At 62.9% G+C, this 20,355-nt stretch carries 17 protein-coding genes and 1 riboswitch; of the genes, 6 read left to right on the top strand and 11 right to left on the bottom strand.

Features of this window, described 5'->3' with window-relative positions; translation table 11 throughout:
• Positions 1-36: 36 nt before the first annotated feature.
• Positions 37-1,476, bottom strand: a complete 1,440-nt coding sequence (locus ILFOPFJJ_RS11345) for an FAD-binding oxidoreductase (protein ID WP_173510654.1) — start codon at positions 1,474-1,476, stop codon at positions 37-39.
• A gap of 28 nt (positions 1,477-1,504) precedes the next feature.
• A complete protein-coding gene (locus ILFOPFJJ_RS11340) occupies positions 1,505-2,479 on the bottom strand; it encodes an L-threonylcarbamoyladenylate synthase (protein ID WP_173510653.1) in 975 nt (324 codons plus the stop codon).
• Here ILFOPFJJ_RS11340 and ILFOPFJJ_RS11335 point away from each other — a divergent pair.
• Complete coding sequence (locus ILFOPFJJ_RS11335; protein ID WP_173510210.1) at positions 2,478-2,759, top strand: hypothetical protein; 282 nt, start codon at positions 2,478-2,480, stop codon at positions 2,757-2,759. The two genes, ILFOPFJJ_RS11340 and ILFOPFJJ_RS11335, sit on opposite strands and share 2 nt — an antisense overlap.
• Here ILFOPFJJ_RS11335 and ILFOPFJJ_RS11330 read toward each other — a convergent pair.
• A complete protein-coding gene (locus tag ILFOPFJJ_RS11330) occupies positions 2,743-3,342 on the bottom strand; it encodes a DUF6656 family protein (protein ID WP_173510652.1) in 600 nt (199 codons plus the stop codon). The genes ILFOPFJJ_RS11335 and ILFOPFJJ_RS11330 overlap by 17 nt on opposite strands.
• Positions 3,343-3,648: 306 nt before the next feature.
• Positions 3,649-3,848, top strand: a riboswitch (cobalamin riboswitch).
• 107 nt (positions 3,849-3,955) lie between these two features.
• On the opposite strand from ILFOPFJJ_RS11330, the gene ILFOPFJJ_RS11325 reads away from it, so the two are divergent.
• Positions 3,956-5,200 carry an aromatic ring-hydroxylating oxygenase subunit alpha gene (locus ILFOPFJJ_RS11325; RefSeq protein ID WP_173510651.1) on the top strand — a complete coding sequence of 415 codons (1,245 nt, stop codon included), beginning with the start codon at positions 3,956-3,958 and terminating at the stop codon, positions 5,198-5,200.
• A complete protein-coding gene (locus ILFOPFJJ_RS11320; RefSeq protein ID WP_173510650.1) occupies positions 5,197-6,297 on the top strand; it encodes an FAD-binding oxidoreductase in 1,101 nt (366 codons plus the stop codon). The genes ILFOPFJJ_RS11325 and ILFOPFJJ_RS11320 overlap by 4 nt, the downstream gene beginning before the upstream one ends.
• Positions 6,298-6,326: 29 nt before the next feature.
• Here ILFOPFJJ_RS11320 and ILFOPFJJ_RS11315 read toward each other — a convergent pair whose 3' ends face one another.
• Both ILFOPFJJ_RS11315 and ILFOPFJJ_RS11310 read right to left on the bottom strand, forming a co-directional pair.
• Entirely contained in the window at positions 6,327-7,391 is a 1,065-nt protein-coding gene (locus ILFOPFJJ_RS11315) for a glycoside hydrolase family 25 protein (protein ID WP_173510649.1), read from the bottom strand.
• A 184-nt stretch (positions 7,392-7,575) separates the two neighbouring features.
• Entirely contained in the window at positions 7,576-8,565 is a 990-nt protein-coding gene (locus ILFOPFJJ_RS11310) for a transporter (protein ID WP_173510648.1), read from the bottom strand.
• Positions 8,566-8,799: 234 nt separating this feature from the next.
• Here ILFOPFJJ_RS11310 and ILFOPFJJ_RS11305 point away from each other — a divergent pair, with 234 nt between their 5' ends.
• The 3 genes from ILFOPFJJ_RS11305 (at position 8,800) to mcpU (ending at position 13,840) form a co-directional block, all read left to right on the top strand.
• A complete protein-coding gene (locus ILFOPFJJ_RS11305; protein ID WP_173510647.1) occupies positions 8,800-10,581 on the top strand; it encodes an acyl-CoA dehydrogenase family protein in 1,782 nt (593 codons plus the stop codon).
• A 10-nt stretch (positions 10,582-10,591) separates the two neighbouring features.
• Positions 10,592-11,338, top strand: coding sequence for a crotonase/enoyl-CoA hydratase family protein (locus tag ILFOPFJJ_RS11300; protein WP_173510646.1), 747 nt, complete (start codon positions 10,592-10,594; stop codon positions 11,336-11,338).
• 402 nt (positions 11,339-11,740) lie between these two features.
• Positions 11,741-13,840 (top strand): methyl-accepting chemotaxis protein McpU, encoded by a 2,100-nt coding sequence (mcpU, locus tag ILFOPFJJ_RS11295; protein ID WP_173510645.1) that lies wholly within the window; start codon positions 11,741-11,743, stop codon positions 13,838-13,840.
• A gap of 48 nt (positions 13,841-13,888) precedes the next feature.
• Here the strand turns inward: mcpU and ILFOPFJJ_RS11290 are convergent, their stop codons facing one another.
• The 6 genes from ILFOPFJJ_RS11290 to ILFOPFJJ_RS11265 form a co-directional block, all read right to left on the bottom strand.
• Positions 13,889-15,145, bottom strand: coding sequence for a class I SAM-dependent RNA methyltransferase (locus ILFOPFJJ_RS11290; protein ID WP_173510644.1), 1,257 nt, complete (start codon positions 15,143-15,145; stop codon positions 13,889-13,891).
• Positions 15,142-15,897: a TlyA family RNA methyltransferase gene (locus ILFOPFJJ_RS11285; RefSeq protein WP_173510643.1), complete on the bottom strand. Its 756-nt coding sequence runs from the start codon at positions 15,895-15,897 to the stop codon at positions 15,142-15,144. The genes ILFOPFJJ_RS11290 and ILFOPFJJ_RS11285 overlap by 4 nt, the downstream gene beginning before the upstream one ends.
• A gap of 59 nt (positions 15,898-15,956) precedes the next feature.
• Positions 15,957-17,870, bottom strand: coding sequence for a 1-deoxy-D-xylulose-5-phosphate synthase (dxs, locus tag ILFOPFJJ_RS11280; protein ID WP_210267440.1), 1,914 nt, complete (start codon positions 17,868-17,870; stop codon positions 15,957-15,959).
• 157 nt (positions 17,871-18,027) lie between these two features.
• Positions 18,028-18,951 carry a pirin family protein gene (locus ILFOPFJJ_RS11275; RefSeq protein WP_173510641.1) on the bottom strand — a complete coding sequence of 308 codons (924 nt, stop codon included), beginning with the start codon at positions 18,949-18,951 and terminating at the stop codon, positions 18,028-18,030.
• 205 nt (positions 18,952-19,156) lie between these two features.
• On the bottom strand, positions 19,157-19,408 hold the full coding sequence (locus tag ILFOPFJJ_RS11270; protein WP_173510640.1) for an exodeoxyribonuclease VII small subunit: 252 nt from the start codon (positions 19,406-19,408) through the stop codon (positions 19,157-19,159).
• Between the two features lie 3 nt (positions 19,409-19,411).
• Positions 19,412-20,341 carry a histone deacetylase family protein gene (locus tag ILFOPFJJ_RS11265; RefSeq protein WP_173510639.1) on the bottom strand — a complete coding sequence of 310 codons (930 nt, stop codon included), beginning with the start codon at positions 20,339-20,341 and terminating at the stop codon, positions 19,412-19,414.
• Between the last annotated feature and the right edge of the window lie 14 nt (positions 20,342-20,355).

Raw genomic sequence — 20,355 nt, 5'->3', positions numbered from 1 at the left:
TTCCCGCTCGCGTCCCGCTCCAGCTTTTGGCATCGGTCACGTTGAGCTGGAGCGCAGCACCTTGTCGGGATTCATGATGCCTGCTGGGTCGAAGGCATGCTTGATCCGTTGCATCAGCTCGATTTCGATCGCCGGGCGGATTTCCGCGAGCTCGTCGCGTTTCAGTTGGCCGATGCCGTGCTCGGCCGAAATCGATCCGCGATATCTCAGCACGATGCCGTGGACGATGGCGTTTATCTCGCGCCAACGGTTCAGGAACGCCTGCTTGTCGGCGCCGACCGGCTGGGAAATGTTGTAGTGGATGTTGCCGTCGCCCATGTGGCCGAAGGAGCATATGCGCGCCCCGGGTATGGCTTTCATGACGGCGGCATCGGCCTCCGCAATGAAGCCGGGGATGCTCGATACCGGCACCGAAACATCGTGCTTGATGGAGCCGCCTTCCGGTTTCTGCGCCGGCGACATGCTCTCGCGCATATGCCACAGCGCCTTGCGCTGTGCCTCGCTTGTCGCGATGACGGCGTTTTCGACGAGACCATCGTTGACGCCCGCTTCGAGCACGCCCTGCACCAAACGCTCCGCGCTTTCGGCGGAGTCCGACGTCGAGATATCGATCAAGGCATACCAGGGATGGACCGTCGGCATCGGGTCGCGCACGCCCGGGATGTGCCTCGTGGTGAACTCAATGCCTATCCTCGGCATCAGCTCGAAACCCGTCAGCGCCGGGCCACAGAGGCTCGATGCCCGGTCAAAAAGACGAAGTGCATCCTCGACGCTGCCGAGACCAGCGAAAGCGACGTGATGGCCAAGCGGCTTTGGGAGCAGCTTCAGCACGGCGCCGGTAATGACGCCAAGCGTTCCTTCGGCGCCGATGAAGAGGTCGCGAAGATCGTAGCCGGTATTGTCCTTCTTCAGCCGTCGCAACCCGTCCCAGATCTCGCCGGTCGGGAGCACGACTTCCAGCCCCAGGCAAAGCTGGCGCATGTTGCCGTAGGCAAGCACGGCCGTACCGCCGGCATTGGTCGAGAGATTGCCGCCGATGCGGGCCGAACCTTCGGAACCGAGCGACAGCGGGAAAAGGCGCCCGTGGTCGTCAGCCGCTTTCTGGATGTCCGCCAGGATGCAGCCCGCATCGGCGACGATGATATTGCCGACCGGATCGATGTCGCGGATGCGGTTCAGCCGCTCGAGCGAGAGGACCATGTCGGCCTTGCCTTCGCGCGGGATCTGGCCGGCCACATGTCCGGTATTGCCTCCCTGCGGCACGATGGCTGTGCGGGTCTGGCTGGCGAGGCGCATGATGCGCGAGACTTCCTCGACGGAACCAGGCCTGAGGACGAGTGGGGTTGTGCCGTGATAGAGCCCGCGCGATTCGACAAGGTAAGGTGCTGTTTCCGCCGGGCTGCTCAGCGCATTGGCGCTACCGACGATTTCGATGAAAGAGGCGATCAATTCCGGAGAAAGAAGTGGGGTCGTCATGATCGTACTCTCATTTTCAGCAAGTTGTTCAAGCTCTGGGGGCTGCTGCCCGCTGCAGGCGATCGATGATCGCTTCCCCGAGACCTTCTTCCGGTACAGGACCGAAGGCTATCGTCCGAGCGCCGCTGGCATCCGCTTGCTTCATGTAGTCGAAAAGGTTGGCGGCCGCCTCGCGAAGATTGCCGCCGGGGCTGAGGTCCAGCACGATCGTCGCGCCGCTCTCGCCCGGAAGCGGTCTGCCTCCGAAGCGGATCAGCGCTTCTCCGGCACGAACGTCCTCGGCATTCAGCCTCACGGCTGCGCCCGGCGCATAATGCGAAGCAAGCATGCCCGGCGCCTCGATCGTCGAGCCGGCGCTTTCGGGCCGCAGGACCTCGCGCCCCGTCAGTTTCTCTATCTCCGCGGCGTCCAGCCCACCGGGCCTCAGCAGCCGCAGTGCCCCGTCTTCAACCTTGATGATCGTCGACTCGAGGCCGATTTCAGCCGGGCCTGCATCGAGGATGAGTTTCAGCCTGGAGCCTAGGTCGGCTTGCACGTGGGCTGCGCTGGTTGGGCTTATCTTCCCCGACGTGTTGGCGCTCGGCGCCGCGAGCGGTCGTCCGAAGCGGGCGATCACCTGGCGCGAGAAGCCGTCGGGCATGCGGATGCCGAGCGTGTCGAGACCGGCCGAGGCGAGCGCGTGGACGGCGCTCTCGCGCCGTTGCGGCAGGATCAGGGTCAGCGGGCCAGGCCAGAAGGCCTCGGCAAGACGACGTGAGATCGGGTCGAACGTCACGTGAGCTTCGGCCATCGCCATATCGGAGATATGGCAGATCAGCGGGTTGAAACGCGGCCGGCCTTTCATCTCGTAGATCCGGCTGATCGAATCGGGGTTGCTGGCATCCGCCGCAAGGCCATAGACCGTCTCCGTCGGGATCGCGACAGGCTCGCCCTCGGAAAGAACGGCGCAGGCTCTCTCGATCGCCCGGTCCGGTTCTGTGCGTGTATCGATGATTTCGGCCATGGCAGTTCCGTTTGCCCTTTCCGTCGCTTCCTTAAAGGAGGTGTGGGGAAAACAGAACGATTTTCTTCGTCAATGCATGTCGCCCAAAAGTGCGCAGCGGTTTTGGGATAACGACATGCATGGAGACAAGGAGCGCATGTCGCCTAAAAGTGCGCAGCGGTTTTGGGACAACGACATGCATGCAAACAAGGAGCGCATGTCGCCCAAAAGTGCGCAGCGGTTTTGGGATAACGACATGCATGGAAACAAGGACCGGCTGCGCGTCAGAGACTGCGAATGATCTGGCGCAGCGCATCGTCCCGCGCGCCCAGCATCAAGACGTTCTTGAGCGCGATCTTCGGGTCCTGTGTCCGGAAGATCAGGCCGTTACCGCGGACATCGCGGTTGATGACCATCCGGCCTTCCTCGTCTCCAGGCTCGATGGCCACGGCGAAATACATCCGCGAATAGCCTGTCTGTATCCGATCGAAGAAATGCGTCTCGTCACCGAGATCGGAAAAGAAGTTCGCAAAATAGAAAGCCCAGGTGAGATCGCGCGACTGGGGAAGGTGCGTATTTGCGGCGGTCACGTGGCAGTAGCCGAGATGCGGACTGTTCGGGAGCGTGCGGTGGAAGATCATCTTCGGAAACTGGATCGATGCATGGAAAGCGTTGATCCGCTTGTGGGTGGTCTCCCCGGCCGCCGCCAGTTTCCGCCCCGTGCGCTCGGCGACTTCCTCATGCGTCAGGTAACGCCGCTGCTCGGTTACCCAGTGCCGTCGGCGTTCGATCCGTCCGGTTCGGAGGAACTCCGCATGTGGTGTGGTCCTGGGCGCTGGCAGCGAGGCTCTCGGGGCGGCGTCATAATATCTGAGTTTTGCCATCGGCGTCGGCGCCATCCTGTCCGCGAATTGATCCGTTGCGGAATGCTAGTCGTTCAGGGTTAACAGATGATTCTTCAACCATTTCGTCGATGACGCTCGCATGGGACGAATGTCGCAAAATGGCCAGTCAACTTCGTGCCGGAGATGGCACTGCCAAAAAAATCGCCAGTTGCTTAAATTTTCTACTATCACATTGTTTCTAATGAACAATCTTTATGGCTGCTTCGCGATTGAACACGAGAATGTCGTGTCGCCTTTCCGGAATCGGATGTCGTCAATCGGCAGATGCCGAACTGCTGTGCGCGCTTAGATAGGAACACTCAAGGTGCCGCTCCAGGGAGGCGGAGAATTGGGAAGCCGGTCAGATCCCGGCGCTGCCCCCGCAACGGTGGTGGAGCGAAAGCCACGGCAAAAGGCCACTGGACGGTGTGTCCGGGAAGGCGCCGGGCTGGTCCCTCGCGGGGCCGCTCCAGAGCCCGGAAACCAGCCTTGGGACGAAATATCGACCGTAACTGGTTGCGGCGGGCAGCCGGATCGGAGCCGTTGATGCGCCGGTATCTTTATCGGTGCTGGTTCCTTCCTGCCTCTCCGAACTGATGAACGAGGATAGGACATGGACGTTCAGAACGATATGCTGCGCCGGCTGAAAACCCGCCGTGAAGGCTATAGCCTCGACCGGGCCTTCTACACCGACCCGGATTATTACCGGCAAGACCTCGAGCACATCTGGTACAAGGACTGGCTCTTCATCGGTCACGACTGCGAAATTCCGAGAGCCGGCAACTACTTCACCGTTCAGGTCGGCGACTATCCGATCGTCATCGTCCGCGACCGGCAGGGAACGATCCGGGCGCTCCACAATTCCTGCCGCCACCGCGGCTCGCGTGTCTGCACGCAGCACAAAGGCTCATCGGCCAAGCTCGTCTGTCCCTATCACCAGTGGACGTACGAACTCGACGGCAAGCTGCTCTTCGCCCGGCAAATGCCCGAAGGCTTCGACCCGGCTGAGCACAGCCTGAAGCCGGTCCATTGCGAAACCGTGGGCGGCTACATCTTCATCAGCCTCGCCGACAATCCGATGGATTTCCAGCCGTTCCGCGACATGGCCGCAGGCTATCTCGCACCGCATCGTCTCGGCGAAACCAAGGTCGCCTATGAGAGCACCATCGTCGAGAAGGGCAATTGGAAGCTTGTCTGGGAGAACAACCGCGAGTGCTACCATTGCGCCGCCAACCATCCGGAGCTTTGCCGCACCTACCCCGAAGCCCCGACGGTGACAGGCGTCCAGGGCGCGATGAACGACCCGGAGATCGGCGCCCATTGGGAAAAGTGCGAGGCGGCGGGCCTTCCGAGCACCTTCAGGATTGCGCCGACCGGCCAGTTCCGGATGACGCGGATGCCGCTGATCAACGGGGCCGAGAGCTACACCATGTCCGGTCAGGCCGCAGTCCGCAAACAGCTCTCGGCGGGCGTCAACGCGCGCGGGATCGGTACGCTGCTGCTCTTCCACTACCCAACGACCTGGAACCATGTGCTCGGCGATCACGCGATCACCTTCCGCGTGTTACCGCTTGGACCGGAATTGACGCAGGTCACCACCAAATGGCTGGTCAGCAAGGACGCGGTCGAGGGCGTCGATTACACGATCGAGGACTTGACCCATGTCTGGACGGAGACGAACGACCAGGACCGCCAGATCGTCGAAGAAAATGCCTTCGGCATCCGCTCGCCGGCCTATGAACCGGGCCCCTATTCGGCCGAGCACGAGGGCGGCGTGATGCAGTTCGTCGAATGGTACTGCAATTTCATGCAGAACCGTCTGCAGGGCGACGCCGCTCCTCTCTCGCGGGTGGCATGACCATGGAAATGCCTCTGTCCTTCCGCCACTTCGATGAACTGCACCCGTGGATCGATCGCCAGCACCTGCTTGAGTGCATTTCGGCCGTCGTCGAGACCGCGGATGTGATGACCTTCACCTTCCGCTCGGACAAGCCTTCCTGGTTTCGCTATCTGCCGGGGCAGTTCGTCACGCTCGAACTGCCCGTCGGCGAAGAGCCGGTGATGCGCACCTACACGCTGTCGTCTTCGCCGTCGCGACCGCTCTCGGTTGCCGTCACCGTCAAGGCGCAGCCGGGCAGTGTCGGCACCCGCTGGATGTTCGAGAACCTGAAGCCGGGCATGAGGCTGAAGGCGCTCGGGCCGCTCGGCGATTTCAGCTTCGTTCGCCATCCGGGTGAGAAATATCTGTTTATCTCGGCCGGTTCCGGGGTGACGCCGATGATGTCGATGACGCGGTGGATGGTCGACTGCGCGCCCGACACGGACGTCACCTTCATTTCCTGCGCCCGCCGGCCGGAGGATCTCCTGTTCCGCTCCGAACTGGAGGTTCTCGCCCGCCAGATGCCACGGCTCAATCTCGGCTTTCTCGTGGAAGGCCACGAGGCGCGTGACGGATGGCACGGACTGCGCGGCCGCATCGACGCGACGAAATTGCCTCTGCTCGCGCCGGACTTCCTGGAGAGGACGGTGTTTTGCTGCGGGCCTGAACCTTTCATGCGCGGCGTCAGGGAGATGCTGAAAGGCGCCGGTTTCGAGATGGCGCGTTATCACGAAGAGAGCTTCCAGCCGGCCGCCGCGCCGGCGGCCGAGGAACTTGCTGTGCGCGCTGGACCTGCTGCGGGCGCTCCGGCCGAGGCGGTGCGGGTAAGCTTTACCATGAGCGGCAAGGACGTGGCGGCCGTGCCGGGCCAGACGATCCTGCAGACCGCGCGCGCCAATGGCGTCAGGATAGGTGCGGCCTGCGAGGGCGGCATCTGCGGTACATGCCGGGTGATGAAGGTCGCCGGCGACGTCGAGATGAATCACAATGGCGGCATTCTCGATGACGAGATCGAGGAAGGCTACATCCTTGCCTGTTGCTCGCGGCCGCTCGGCGACGTGCAGATCGAGGCGTAGAAGCCGCGGCTTCTTCCCGGAAGGGGGCTTTAGCGCCGCTCCGCCTGGTGGGGCAGGTGTGCTTCGGCTGCTTTGACGGCAATCGAGCCGGTAACCGTCATGTCGACCCCGCTGCCCGACTTGCTCGCGGCCGTTGCCCGGCTCACGAGCAATGCCGGCCGCTCGAACGAGACGGCGGCCCTGGCGCTGGCTGCTGGCGCCGTGCCGCGCGTCGCCGCGGCGACAACGGTCAAAACCGGCGCCTTCTCCGGCAGCAGGGCACCTTGCGCCCAGACGGCCTTCAGCGCGGAGGCCGGCATGGCGGCGACGTTCACGTCGATATCGTTGAGCGTGCCGGGCACTCGGTACGGGCAGCGCCGCTTGCCGCAATTGTGCGACGACGAGAATTGCCAAAGCGCGTAGCTGTCCCAGTTCCCCATCGGAAACACCTTGCGGATGTCGGGCTTGTAGCGGGCGTACCAGAGCGGAAGGCGCGACAGCAGCCGGTGCCTGAAGCGGTTGGCGGCGATGTGCTTCGCGGTGATGTGGTTGGTGTAGAGGATCGGGTAGCGGCCGGTGCGGACCTTGATATGCCCGGCGAAAATGGCGGCATCTTCCAGTGACATGTATTTTTCCGGATCGATCCCCTCGATATCGAGGACCATCACCTCGTCGTCGCGGGGATCGGCATAGTCGAGGAAGTGGTTGGCCTGATCGACAGGATTGCCGGGCCGAGCCAGATGGTAGGCGCCCCAGAGCAGGCCATGCGAGCGGGCGATCATTCGGCGGGTCTGGTAAAGCTCGCGGCTGACGGCGTATTTGCGCCACATCGTCTTGCAGTGGGCTACCGTGTCGCCGCCATGGTCTCCGGTGCAGGAGAAGCTTTCGGGCAGGCCGTCGGAGGCCTTTGCGATGAACCCGGCGATACGCTTGTCCTTCAGCATCACTTCCCAGTCGATGCTGTTCATCTCATAGGCATCGACAATGATGGCGTTCTGCCGCTGCTTCCAAGGTTCCAGGTCACTCGCGCGTGCATTCGCCGCCGCGAAGGTCAGACCCAAGAGGGCCACCAGGCGCAAGATCGTCCCCGAGATCGAGAGTCCCCGCTTTTCCATTCACTGAGATTGCCGACATTAGCGTTAAAAGGTCGTAAATCTCAGCCCCGAATTGATCCTGCGCGAGACGAGCGCTCCTGTACATAGACTTCAGGCAGAAGCGTGGCGGCGAAGTTCGGCTCTGGATTGTAGCGTTACCGGCGCGGTTCGATGGAGCCGGTCGCGTCCGGCCCTTCGCCGCGACCTACAAAATGCCTATGCGGCGCAGAATGAGCCAGGCAAGGCCCATGGAACAGGCGATGATCAACGCCGCGTAGAGCGTGCCGCTTCCATCTGCGAAGGGCAGGGCTCCCGTGTTCATTCCGAAGAAACCGGTCACCAATGTCGGCGGCAAAAGGAACGCGGTCATCAGCGACAGAATGTAGAGATGTCGGTTGGTCTCCGAGGAAATCTTGCTGTCGATTTCCTCGTGGAGAAGCCTTGCGCGTTCCTGGAGTGCGAAGACATCCCGGTCAACCGCCTCCAATCGGTAGGAAAGCCGCTCCGCCGCGTCGATGAAACCCGGCGGCACCTCGTCCTCCTCCGACGCTCCGGCCCGGCGCAGCAGGGCGAGAATGGTTCTCAGATGCCGGTGCAGCCGCACCACGGTTCTGCGCAGCGGCGCGAGCCCTGGTTGCTGCCTGTGCCCGATCTCTCCGTAGACATTATCCTCGATGACGTTCAGTTCTTCGGTGAGTTCCAGCACGAGCGTGATCAACGTGCGCTGGAACTCGACGACGAGCATTTCGAAGAGGTCGATCGGCCGGCTGCATCTGGCGCTTTTCTCGACTGCCGCCTTCACGCGATCGATGCTGCGCAGTGGATGCAGCCGCGTCGTAATGATGATCTTGTCGTTGACGGCAAAATGCAGCCAGCCGATCGTTTTCGTGACCGCGTCGAAAGTGCGCTCGAAATCCACCAGCGTTCCATGGACGGCATCCTCGGAAACGGTGATTGCGGCCTGGGTATCGTGGCTGGTCAGCGTGGCAATCGCCGCCTGCGGAAGGTTGCTGATGCGTTCGATCAGGGCGGGCGTGCGCGCATCGCTGAGTGCGAGATGCAGCCAGACCCAGCCGTCACCGTCAGAAAGGGTGTCGATCGACGAGTCGGTGGCAATACGTTGGCATCGGCTTTCTCCCGGTATGAAGCGGTAGGCCCAGACGAGGCCCGGTATCTCGGGAGAAAACAGGTTCATCGCAGCGCCTTGGCTGGAGCGGGATCATGGAAAAGTGTGAGCGATTTTCCGCCTGCGTCCCGCTCCAACGTCTCGGCTTCTAATCGCCCTCGATGACAGTTTTGTTACAATCCTCCGCAGTTCGAACCGAGTGCAATTGACGTTGACGTTTACGTAAAAATCAATAGTCTTCCGTTCGACGAAGGACGCGCAGCGCTGTTCGACGATCGTTTCGGCTGCACGGGGAGGATGAGCATGTACAAAGCGCCGGTCGACGAGATCGCATTCACATTGAAGCACGTGGCCGGCATGGCCGAGGCTCTGGGCGCCGGTGTTTTTGGTGAGCTTGGTGAGGATTTGGTCGATGCGATCCTTGCGGAAGCAGGGCGCTTTGCGACGGAAGAGGTGGCCCCGCTCGGCGATGTCGGTGACCGGCAAGGCGCACGACTCGTCGATGGTGCAGTTAAGACGCCGGAAGGATGGCGCGATCTCTATCACGGTTGGATCGGCGGCGGCTGGAACGGTTTGACGGCTCCGGAGGCCTTCGGTGGGCAAAATCTGCCGCACATGCTGCACGTCGCCGCGATGGAGATGTGGAATGCCGGTTCGATGGCTTTCGCGCTTGGCCCGACGCTGACCATGGGCGCCATCGAAGCCCTGGAGAGACACGGCTCCGACGCGCTGAAAGCAACGTACCTCGCCAAGATGGTTTCCGGTGAGTGGACAGCCACGATGAACCTGACGGAGCCGCACGCCGGTTCCGACCTGGGGGTGCTCAAGACCCGGGCCGAACGCCGCGATGACCGCAGCTATCGCATCTTCGGCCAGAAGATTTTCATCACCTGGGGCGAGCACGACTTTACCGATAACATCGTTCATCTCGTGCTGGCGCGCCTGCCGGACGCACCTGCGGGCACGAAGGGCATTTCGCTGTTTCTCGTGCCGAAGTTCCTCGTCAACGCCGACGGCTCGCTCGGCGCCCGCAACGATCTTTTCTGCCATTCGCTCGAGCACAAGCTCGGCATCCACGGCTCGCCCACCTGCACGATGATCTACGGTGACGGCAAGTTCGGCGATGAAAAAGGTGCGATCGGTTATCTGGTCGGCGAGGAAAACCGTGGTCTCGCCTGCATGTTCACGATGATGAACAATGCCCGGCTTGCCGTCGGCATGCAGGGTGTCGCGATCGCTGATGCGGCCACGCAGAAGGCGATCGCCTATGCGAAGGAGCGCACGCAGGGCAGGGCGCCGGGATGGAGCGGCGAGGGCATGAGCCCGATCATCGAGCATCCGGACGTCGCCCGGATGCTTTTGACGATGAAGGCACTGACTCAAGGGTCCCGGGCGATCGCCTATGCCTGCGCCCACGCGGTTGACATGGCGCATGCCAGCGAGGGCGAGAAAGCCCGTCATTGGCAGGAGCGTTCCAGCCTGCTGACGCCGATCGCAAAGTCCTTTGCAACCGATGCCGGAGTCGATGTCGCCTCCCTGGGCATCCAGGTGCATGGCGGCATGGGCTTCATCGAGGAGACGGGAGCCGCACGCTACCTGCGCGACGCGCGCATAGCGCCGATCTATGAAGGCACCAACGGCATCCAGGCGATCGATCTCGTTACTCGCAAACTGCCTTTGGCCGACGGCGCCCATGTGCGCGGCTTCATTGCCGAACTGAGTGAGATCGCCGCCGGAGTCAGGTCCACGAACAGGAAGGGCTTCGGCGAAACGGCGGCGCGGCTCGACGCTGCGATCGCCGATCTCTCGGACGCGACCGAATGGCTGCTGGCTGCGCTGGGCGGCGGAAGGCTCACCGAAGCGCTCTCGGGCGCAACCGCCTATCAGCGTCTCTTCGGGCTGGTGCTGACAGGCGCCTATCTCGCCAAGGGCGGCATGGCGGACGCCGGCGACGGAAAAGAGGACGCCCGCATCGCGCTTTGCCGTTTCGCGGCGGAAAACCTGCTCGCCGAAACAGCCGCGCTCAAGGATCGCGTCGTCAATGGGGCGGAGAGTCTTGCGGCCGCGCGGGCCGTTCTCGTTTGAGGGGGAACTTATGACCGATCACGTGCTTGTAGAACGCCCGGAGGCCTATCCCGGCGTCCAGGTCATCCGCTTCAACCGGCCGGAAAAGAAGAACGCCATCACGCGCGAGATGTACGCCAAGATGACGAATGCACTGGCGGTGGCGGGAGCCGATCCGGCCGTCCGGGTTACCGCCTTCCTCGGCACCGAAGGATGCTTCTCCGCCGGCAACGACATGGCCGACTTTCTCGCCTTTGCCATGGGCGGGACTATGGGAACCGAGGTACTCGATTTCCTGCGGACGCTTGCAGGCGCGAAAAAGCCGGTTGTCTCCGGCGTCGACGGTCTGGCGATCGGCATCGGCACGACCATCCATCTCCATTGCGACCTGACGGTTGCTTCCGCGCGCTCGGTTTTCAAGACGCCCTTCGTCGATCTCGCGCTCGTGCCTGAAGCGGCATCAAGCCTGATTGCGCCGCGAATTATGGGGCACCAGCGCGCCTTCGCGCTTCTCGCTGCCGGCGAACCGCTGGAAGCCGCCGACGCCTTGCAGGCCGGGTTGATCTGGAAGGTCGTCGATGCGGTCGATGCGGAGACGCTTTCACTCGCGGCGCGCCTCGCGAGGAAGCCACCGGAGGCGCTGCGCATCGCCCGTGACCTTGTTCGCGGAGACCGCAGCGATGTGCTCGCACGGATCGACGAGGAGGCTGCGCATTTCGCGGCGCAGTTGAAGAGCGCCGAAGCGCGTGCGGCCTTCGAAGCCTTCATGCGTCGCTAATTCCGCGAGCCGACAGCGCGTTCCGGAAGATCGCGTTGCGGGCGGATATCCCGAACTTGCATATGTCAATTTTAATCGGTTCTTAAATAGCGGCCGTTAGCGTGCGGCCGCAGTAGGCCTTCCCTGGATCATCCTGCTTTCAAAGTGGAAACACGGAAAAAGCGGGCAGAATGTTCCGGAACCAGAGCGCCGAGCGTCCTTTGCGCGTTCATCAGAACAGGCAGGCGCTTGTCGTGCGGGCGGCCCCGGCCGCATGAGGCATGGCCGGTCTTGCCTTCACGGCATGTTCATCATTTCCCGCAGTTTCGTTTGTCGCGTGCCGCGACCGATCCGCCATGCGCGGGGAAATCTCACGAGCTCATGTCCGGCGAAGGATGCCGGCTACTCCAGGGGAGCCCTCTCTTGTCCAAACGATCGAATCTCATGACGCGCATTCTCGTTGCCGCGTCCTGCGTTGTCGTCGGCGCCTTTGCAGGCTTTTCCGTCTACATCGACAGCCTTCAGCGTGCCACGACGACGAAGGCAGTCGAGGAGGACATTGCCTCGTCCGGCAATCAGGCGGCCCAGAGCGTCGCCAATTGGCTGAACGGCCGCGTGACGCTGACCGCCATGGTCGCCGACGCTGTCGGCCGCGTTGGTGACGACGCCGGTGTTCAGCCGGTTCTGAAGAACGATGTTCTCACCGCCGAGTTCATCTCCACCTATGTCGGCAACGAAAGCGGCAAGTTCATCACCTGGCCTGAAACGCCGATGCCGGAAGGCTACGATCCGCGGCAGCGTCCGTGGTATCAGCAGGCGGTAAAGGCCGATGCCCGCGTACTCACCGAACCTTACATCGACGCCTCCAGCGGCGATCTGATCATCAGCGCGGCGGTGCCGATTAAGCATGAGGGCAAGCTCTATGGCGTCGCCGGTAGCGACTTCTCGCTGAAGACCCTGGTTTCCATGGTCAATGCGATCGACGTCGGTGGCGAAGGCTTCGCGTTTCTCGCCAACAAGGACGGCCAGATCCTTGTCCATCCGAATGCCAAGCTGGTAACGAAGACGCTTGCCGATGCTTTTCCCGTCGACGCGCCGAAGATCGGCAGCGGCATCATGAACACCGAGCTCGACGGCAAGCCGATGCTGGTCAGCTTCGTCCCGGTCAAGGGGCTTCCCTCGGTCGAGTGGTATGTCGGCTTCGTCGTGGACGCGGACGTCGCCTACTCGGCAATCAGCCAGTTCCGCGTCGCCGCTACTGTCGCGACGATCCTTGCCGTCGGTGTCATGATCGCTTTCCTTGCGACGCTGCTCAGCCGATTGGTCATCCGGCCGATCACGGAAATGACCGGCACCATGGAAAAGCTTGCCGCCGGCAATATCGACGTCGAAATCCCCTGCGAGGGGCGTCGTGACCAGATCGGCTCGATGGCAGCGGCCGTTGCCGTCTTCCGCACAAATGCCGTCGAGCGGGCGCGGCTCGAGGATGAAGCGGACACTACGCGGTCGCTCACCGAGCGCGAGCGTCTGGACCGCGAGGCCCAGAAGGCGCGCGATGCGGCGGAAGTACAGCACGCGGTCGACGCGCTTGCGACCGGCCTCGACCGGCTCGCCAACGGCGATCTCGCCTTCCGCATCGACAGCCCCTTTGCCGATCGCCTTGATCGCCTGAGGGCCGATTTCAACAACTCGGTCGCCAAGCTGCACGACACGCTCCGAGCGGTTGGCGTCAACGCCCGAGCCATTGATGCCGGCGCCAGCGAGATCCGCTCGGCCGCCGACGATCTTGCCCGTCGCACGGAGCAGCAGGCAGCGTCTGTCGAAGAGACGGCTGCGGCGCTCGAGGAGATCACTACGACCGTCAAGGATTCCGCTCACCGGGCGGAAGAGGTCGGCGCGCTCGTCGCCCGCACCCGCGCCGGTGCCGAGAAGTCCGGAGAAGTCGTGCAGAATGCCGTTCAGGCCATGCACGCGATTGAGAAGTCGTCCGGCGAAATCTCCAACATCATCGGCGTCATCGACGACATTGCCTTCCAGACTAACCTCCTGGCGCTCAATGCCGGCGTCGAGGCGGCCCGTGCGGGCGAGGCCGGCAAGGGCTTTGCCGTGGTCGCTCAGGAAGTGCGCGAACTTGCCCAGCGTTCGGCCAACGCTGCGAAGGAAATCAAGGCGCTGATCACGACATCAGGCGACCAGGTACGCTCGGGCGTGACGCTGGTCGGCGACACCGGCCGGGCGCTGGAAGCGATCGTCGGTGAGGTGCAGGAGATCAACAAGCATGTAAGCGCGATCGTGACCGCGACGCGCGAGCAGTCGACGGGTCTTCAGGAAATCAACACTGCCGTCAACACCATGGACCAGGGCACGCAACAGAACGCGGCGATGGTCGAGGAACAGACGGCGGCAAGCCACGGCCTCGCCCAGGAGGCGGCCGCGCTCAACGCGTTGCTCGCCCAGTTCAATCTTGGCGAGACGCAGGCGGCTCATCCGAGCGCCGCAAGCTATCGGCGCCGCGCAGCCTGATCAGGCTAGACATGAACCAAAAGAGGCCCGGCATCCGCCGGGCCTTCGTTATTTCTGGGGTTTTTCGAGGGTCGCGACCGCTTCCACATGCGCCGACCAGAGAAACTGGTCAATCGGCGTCACCGACGTGATCCGATAGCCCGCGGCGGTGAGGATTGCCAGATCGCGGGCAAGGGTCACAGGGTTGCACGAAACGGCCGCAATCTTTTTCACGCTAGAGCGGGCGAGTTCATGGCATTGAGCCTCGGCGCCGGCGCGCGGCGGATCGAAGACGACTGCGTCATAAGCCTTCAATTCCTGTGCCATCATCGGTCGGCGGAAAAGGTCGCGCTTCTCGATCGTCACCGGCTTCAGGCCTTGCGTGCTGCGCGCGGCAAAATCGAGCGCTTTCAGCGCCTTGTCGTCGCCCTCAACGGCATGCACGCGCGCCCTCTGCGCGATCCTCAGAGCGAAGGTGCCGATGCCGGAGAAAAGATCGGCGACGTGTTTGGCCTTACCGACATGCTCGAGCACCAGCCTTGCCATCGCTTCTTCGGCAGGCCGCGTCGCTTGGGTAAAACTTCCCGGCGGCGGTGACACGGCAACGCTGCCAAACTCTATTACCGGCTTTATGGGTTCGACGATGATCTCGCCATTGAGACTGACGCGCGCAATGCCCCGCTCGGCCAACACAGCCTCGACTGTCAGGCGACGCTCTCTGTCGCCGAGCTTGATGCCCTCAAAGGCGAGATCGAGGCCGGAATTGGTTTCAAGCACCGTGATTCGGAACGGCTCGGCGCTTAACGCCATCGCGGCCGCGATCTTGCGAATGGTCGCGAGCCGGGAGACGATGCCCGGGCTCGTGATGGGACATTCGGTGACCGCCACGATGTGATGGCTTTCTGCCTGGTTGAAGCCGAGCAGCAATTCTTTCTCGGTTCGCCGCGCAGTGAAGACGACGCGCCGGCGCTCGCCTGGACGGGCGATGACCAGCGGCGCCACCTCCGGCGTCAACCCCTTCGACTTCAGGGCATCGATGACGAGATTGCGTTTGAAGGCATGATAAAGATCGTCGGATGCGTGCTGGAGCGTACAGCCGCCGCAGGTGCCGTTGACCCCGTCAGGGCCGAAGTGACGACACTTCGGCTCGGCCCGGTCGGGGGAGGCCTCCCTCACCGAGATCAGCGTACCGTGTGCCTTATTGACGGCAAGCGCAACGTTTTCGCCAGGCAGCGTGAACGGCGCATAGATCGGCCCGGCTTCGGTCTGCGCGATGCCGTCGCCCTGTGCGCCGAGACGGGTGATCGTGACCGTTTGCGTGCTCATGGCTTCACCCCGGCAAGAAGGAATTCGGCGTTGCCGTCGCCACCGGCGATGGGTGAGGGGATGAGGCCGAGGCTCTGCCAGCCCATGTCCTCCACAAGCCAGCGTTCCAACTCCTCAGCCACGGCCGGGGCGCTCTCTGGATCCTTGAGCAGCCCGGCCTTGCTGATCGCCTCGCGCCCGGCCTCGAATTGCGGCTTGACGAGCAGAACGCAGTGCGCGCCGGGTTCGGCCATGCGGAGCGCGGGCGGGAGCGCCAGTTTCAACGAGATGAAGGAGACGTCGGAAACGACGAAGGTGATCGCATGATCCCCGACGTCGTCCATGGTCATCGCCCGGGCGTTCAGCCCTTCGATATTGGTGACGCGCGGATCTGCCGCGATGCGCGGATGCATCTGTCCATGGCCGACGTCGACGGCGATGACATGGCTGGCACCGCGCTTTAGCAAAACCTCGGTGAAGCCGCCGGTCGAGGCGCCGATATCGATGCAGGTCTGCCCGGACGGGTCGAGGCCGAAGTGGTCGAGGGCGGCGACGAGCTTCAGCGCCGCTCTGGAAACATAGGCCTGCGCCGGATCATCTATGGTAATGGCGACGCCTTCGACGAAGGTGGCGGCGGGCTTGGTGACGGTGCGGCCATCGACCTTAACGGTACCGCGCTGGATGGCATCGCGCGCACGAGCGCGGCTGGCAACGAGGCCGCTGTTCAGCAGCAACTGGTCAAGGCGGAGGGATATCTTGGCTTCTTCGGACATGCTGTCTCATCGCGCCTTGGCGTCGTCTCTTCGGTTTGGGGGTAAAGACCGAGAAAGTCTCAGCCTGCCGCTCCGAGGCCGACCGCTTGTTTCTGGCCAAGTGTCTTGAAGACGGTCGAGACGATGCCGGCCCGATCGAGTCCGGCCGCGGCATACATGGCTTCGGGTTTCGCCTGTTCCATCCAGATGTCCGGCATCACCAGTGGCCGCACCTTGAGCCCGCCATCAAGCAGGCCGTCCATCGCAAGGAACTGCAGCACGTGACTTCCAAACCCGCCGACGGCGCCCTCCTCGATCGTGATCAGCACTTCATGATGCCGTGCAAGCTGGCGGATGAGATCGTGGTCGAGGGGCTTTGCGAAACGGGCATCGGCAACTGTCGTCGAGAGACCGGCAGCGTCCAAATCCTCGGCCGCCATCAGACAGTCGGCAAGCCGGGTGCCGAACGAAAGCAGCGCGACCTTCGATCCTTGCTTGACGATACGGCCCTTGCCGATTTGCAGGATCTCGCCGCGTTCAGGGAGTTCGACGCCGACGCCTTCGCCGCGGGGGTAGCGGAAGGATATCGGGCCCTCGTCATAGGCGGCAGCGGTGCGTACCATATGTTTCAGTTCCGCCTCATCGGCGGCTGCCATCACCACGAAGCCCGGCAGAGTGGCGAGGTAGGTCGTATCGAAGGAGCCGGCGTGCGTCGGTCCGTCGGCGCCGACAAAGCCGGCGCGATCGATGGGGAAGCGGACGGGCAGTCCCTGGACTGCCACGTCATGGACGACCTGGTCGTAGGCGCGCTGCAGGAACGTGGAATAGAGCGCCGCGAAGGGCTTGTAGCCCTCCGCCGCAAGTCCCGCCGCGAAGGTCACGGCGTGCTGCTCTGCGATGCCGACATCGAAGCAGCGCGAGGGGTGGACGGACGCGAACCTGTCGAGACCGGTGCCGGTCGGCATGGCGGCGGTAATGGCGACGATCTTGTCATCAAGGCTCGCTTCTTGGACGAGTGCCTCCGCGAACACCGAGGTATAGGCCGGCGCATTGGGCTTCGCCTTCGCCTGCGCGCCGGTGATGACGTCGAACTTGTTGACGCCGTGATATTTGTCGGCCGCAGCTTCCGCCGGCGGATAACCCTTGCCCTTCTGCGTCACCACATGGATCAGCACTGGTCCCTTGGCATTATCCCTGACATTGCGCAGCACGGGCAGCAGATGGTCGAAGGAATGACCGTCGATCGGGCCGATATGGTAGAAACCCATCTCCTCGAAGAGCGTGCCTCCGGTGACATAGCCGCGAGCATGCTCGACGGCACGGGTGAGCGCCCTGTCGACCGACTTGCCGAGATAGGCCGTCAGCTTCTTGCCGACCTCGCGGATGCCCATATAGGTGCGCCCCGAGGCAAGCCGCGCGAGATAGGCGCTCATGGCGCCGGTCGGAGGCGCGATCGACATGTCGTTGTCGTTGAGGATGACGATGAGGCGTGCATCCAGCGCGCCGGCATTGTTCAGCGCTTCGTAAGCCATGCCGGCGGAGAGAGCGCCGTCGCCGATCACGGCGATCACGTTACGGGTCTTGCCGTCGAGATCGGCGGCGACCGCCATGCCAAGCCCCGCGGAGATCGACGTCGAGGAATGCGCCGCGCCGAAGGGGTCGTACTCGCTTTCGGCGCGCCGCGTGAAGCCGGAAAGGCCGCCTTCCTGGCGCAGCGTGCGGATACGGTCGCGCCGTCCCGTCAGAATCTTGTGCGGATAGCACTGATGACCGACGTCGAAGATCAGCCGATCATGCGGCGTGTCGAAAATCTTGTGAATCGCGATCGTCAGTTCGACGACACCGAGGCCGGCGCCGAGATGGCCCCCGGTACGCGACACCGCATCGATCATTTCCGCGCGCAATTCCCTTGCCAGTTGCGGCAGATCCTTCTCGTCGATCTTCTTGAGATCGTCGGGGAACTTAACCTGATCAAGCAAGGGCGTCGCCGGCATAGGATTGGTTGGCAGTTGTGTCACGCTGCATGCCTCATGCGCGCCGGAGGGGCGCGCGAACTGTTGATGGTGTTCGTCGGAACGGCTCTTTAGACGCAATCGCCGTTGAATGCAAAATTAGGCTTTCCTGCGACTTCAACCAAGAGCTTAACGAAAATTAGCTTTCGGGCAAAGGTATGAACTCTTCCTCGTCCCCTGGCACTATGTCGAACCGCCCGGTGCGCCATTCTTCCTTCGCCTTGTCGATCCGTTCCTTGGACGAGGAAACGAAATTCCACCAGATGTGGCGCGGCGAGCCGAGAGCGGCGCCACCGAACAGCATGACATGACAGCCAGCGGGACCGGCGGTTATCGTGATTTCATCCCCGGGGCGGAAGACGAGCAACTGGTTGTCGGCAAAGTGATCGCCGGCGATGATCGCTTCGCCGGAGAGGATGTAGAGCGCACGCTCTTCCCAATTGGCCGCAAAGGGCGCGCTCTTGCCCGGTTCGATCGCGAGATCCACATAGATCGTGTCGGTGAAAATGGAGACGGGTGACGCCGCGCCCTCGAAACGGCCGAGGACCACGCGTGCGCGTACGCCGCCATCGGCAAGGTGCGGCAGCAGGCGTTCTTCGGTGTGCGTGAAGATCGGGTCGATCTCTTCCTTGTCGTCGGGGAGTGCCAGCCAGGTTTGCAGCCCGGACAGCGATCGTTCATGGCCGCGCTGGTTCTCCGGGGAGCGTTCGGAGTGCACGATGCCGCGGCCGGCAGTCATCAGGTTCACGTCTCCGGGGCGGATCACCATTTCCGTACCGAGGCTGTCGCGATGCTTGATCTCGCCGTCGAAGAGGTAGGTCACGGTCGAAAGGCCGATATGCGGATGCGGGCGAACGTCGATCGCCTGACCGGCCCGAAGCAGCGCCGGCCCCATCCGGTCGAAGAAGATGAACGGACCGACGAGGCGGCGTTTTGCGGTCGGCAACGCCCGACGAACCTGAAGACCGCCGATGTCGCTGGTGCGTGGAATGATGAGATGCTCGATGGCGTCGCAGGCCGGCTTGTCGCCGGCGAGCGGATCTGGACCAGGAAAGAAGGACATGGCGATCACTCCGGTTGGTGGCGTACAGGTCGAGACTATCCTCAATGCTGCCGGTCCGGTAGCGACAATCGGGAGACGCAGCGTTTCGCGATCCTGGGCGTTTCTCACAGGTCGAAACGCCACGGGAGCAACTTAGCCCGCTTGCGGGGAGGAGGTGGCCGGCTGGCCGGATGTGGGCAGCAAACCGGAAACGTCCCGTTGTTCACTATCCGGCGTCGAGCGGTTCCACACCCTGCGGCTTGCCGGCGCGGTCGAGGCGGATTTTCTCGATGCGGTCCTCGGCGGCCTTCAAGAGCATCTCGCAATGCTTCTTCAGCGCCTCGCCGCGTTCATAGATCTCGATCGACTTGTCGAGCGCGACGTCGCCGCGTTCAAGCGCCGAGACGATACGCTCCAGCTCTTCGACGGCCTGCTCGAAGGAGAGGGTGGAAACGTCCTGTTGCGCGGTGGTGGTCATCAATTACCCTCTCATCAATCTCAGAATATGCATACCCGCCGATTCGGCGAGCCCCTGCAGGTCATAGCCGCCCTCGAGCAGGCTGACGACACGGTTGCCGGCGCTTCTGCCGGCGATTTCCATGAGGCGACCCGTTGCCCAGTCGAAATCCTCCGCCATAAGGTTGATCTGAGCCAGCGGATCGCGGTGATGGGCATCGAAGCCGGCGGAAATCAGCACGAAGTCGGGACGGAAATCATCAAGTGCATTCAGTATCCGCGTCCGGAACGCGTCGCGGAAATGCTCGCTGCCGCTGTTGGGCGAGAGTGGGGCGTTGACGATGTTGTGCTTTATGCCCGTCTCGTCCTTCGCGCCGGTGCCGGGATAGAGAGGCATCTGATGGGTCGAGCAGAAGAGAACCGACGGGTCGTCCCAGAAAATGTCCTGCGTACCATTGCCGTGGTGGACGTCCCAATCGACGATCGCAATGCGCTCGGCCCCATGTGCCTTCTGCGCATGACGGGCGGCGATCGCGACTGTGTTGAAGAAGCAGAAACCCATCGCCTTGTTCTTCTCGGCGTGGTGTCCCGGCGGGCGTGCGGCGACGAAGGCGTTGTCCGCATCACCGGCGAAAACGGCGTCCACCGCCGCGGCGGCACCGCCAATAGCGGTCAGCGCCGCGACAAGGCTCTGCGGGCTCGCGTATGTGTCAGCCTCGAGCTGGTTTATGTCCTCCTCGGGAATCTCCCGGACGATCGACCTCAGGTGCTGTTCCGGATGGGCGAGCAGGACGAGGTCCTCGCTGCCCTTGGACGCCTCGACCCGTTTGAGTTCGGCAAAATTCGGATGATCGAGCGCAAGGTTCAGCGCCCTCAGCCGGTCCGGCCGCTCGGGATGCCCCTCGGGAACCTTGTGCTCCAGAAAGACCGGGTTTTCGTAGAGAAACGTGGTCATGCCGGAAAACTAGT

It is taken from the genome of Sinorhizobium psoraleae (assembly GCF_013283645.1).
Classification (GTDB): domain Bacteria; phylum Pseudomonadota; class Alphaproteobacteria; order Rhizobiales; family Rhizobiaceae; genus Sinorhizobium; species Sinorhizobium psoraleae.
Note: the sequence above shows the minus strand (reverse complement) of the source record. Positions and strands in the feature narration are given on the sequence as shown.

Excerpts from the sequence above, each read along its gene's own strand:
- ILFOPFJJ_RS11285 (WP_173510643.1), bottom strand. The coding sequence starts at position 15,897 with ATGTCCGAAGAAGCCAAGATATCCCTCCGCCTTGACCAGTTGCTGCTG.
- ILFOPFJJ_RS11275 (WP_173510641.1), bottom strand. The coding sequence starts at position 18,951 with ATGTCCTTCTTTCCTGGTCCAGATCCGCTCGCCGGCGACAAGCCGGCC.
- ILFOPFJJ_RS11325 (WP_173510651.1), top strand. The coding sequence starts at position 3,956 with ATGGACGTTCAGAACGATATGCTGCGCCGGCTGAAAACCCGCCGTGAA.
- ILFOPFJJ_RS11315 (WP_173510649.1), bottom strand. The coding sequence starts at position 7,391 with ATGGAAAAGCGGGGACTCTCGATCTCGGGGACGATCTTGCGCCTGGTG.
- dxs (WP_210267440.1), bottom strand. The coding sequence starts at position 17,870 with ATGCCGGCGACGCCCTTGCTTGATCAGGTTAAGTTCCCCGACGATCTC.
- ILFOPFJJ_RS11335 (WP_173510210.1), top strand. The coding sequence starts at position 2,478 with ATGGCAGTTCCGTTTGCCCTTTCCGTCGCTTCCTTAAAGGAGGTGTGG.
- ILFOPFJJ_RS11345 (WP_173510654.1), bottom strand. The coding sequence starts at position 1,476 with ATGACGACCCCACTTCTTTCTCCGGAATTGATCGCCTCTTTCATCGAA.
- ILFOPFJJ_RS11270 (WP_173510640.1), bottom strand. The coding sequence starts at position 19,408 with ATGACCACCACCGCGCAACAGGACGTTTCCACCCTCTCCTTCGAGCAG.
- ILFOPFJJ_RS11305 (WP_173510647.1), top strand. The coding sequence starts at position 8,800 with ATGTACAAAGCGCCGGTCGACGAGATCGCATTCACATTGAAGCACGTG.
- ILFOPFJJ_RS11320 (WP_173510650.1), top strand. The coding sequence starts at position 5,197 with ATGACCATGGAAATGCCTCTGTCCTTCCGCCACTTCGATGAACTGCAC.
- ILFOPFJJ_RS11340 (WP_173510653.1), bottom strand. The coding sequence starts at position 2,479 with ATGGCCGAAATCATCGATACACGCACAGAACCGGACCGGGCGATCGAG.
- ILFOPFJJ_RS11290 (WP_173510644.1), bottom strand. The coding sequence starts at position 15,145 with ATGAGCACGCAAACGGTCACGATCACCCGTCTCGGCGCACAGGGCGAC.
- ILFOPFJJ_RS11310 (WP_173510648.1), bottom strand. The coding sequence starts at position 8,565 with ATGAACCTGTTTTCTCCCGAGATACCGGGCCTCGTCTGGGCCTACCGC.
- ILFOPFJJ_RS11330 (WP_173510652.1), bottom strand. The coding sequence starts at position 3,342 with ATGGCAAAACTCAGATATTATGACGCCGCCCCGAGAGCCTCGCTGCCA.
- ILFOPFJJ_RS11300 (WP_173510646.1), top strand. The coding sequence starts at position 10,592 with ATGACCGATCACGTGCTTGTAGAACGCCCGGAGGCCTATCCCGGCGTC.
- ILFOPFJJ_RS11265 (WP_173510639.1), bottom strand. The coding sequence starts at position 20,341 with ATGACCACGTTTCTCTACGAAAACCCGGTCTTTCTGGAGCACAAGGTT.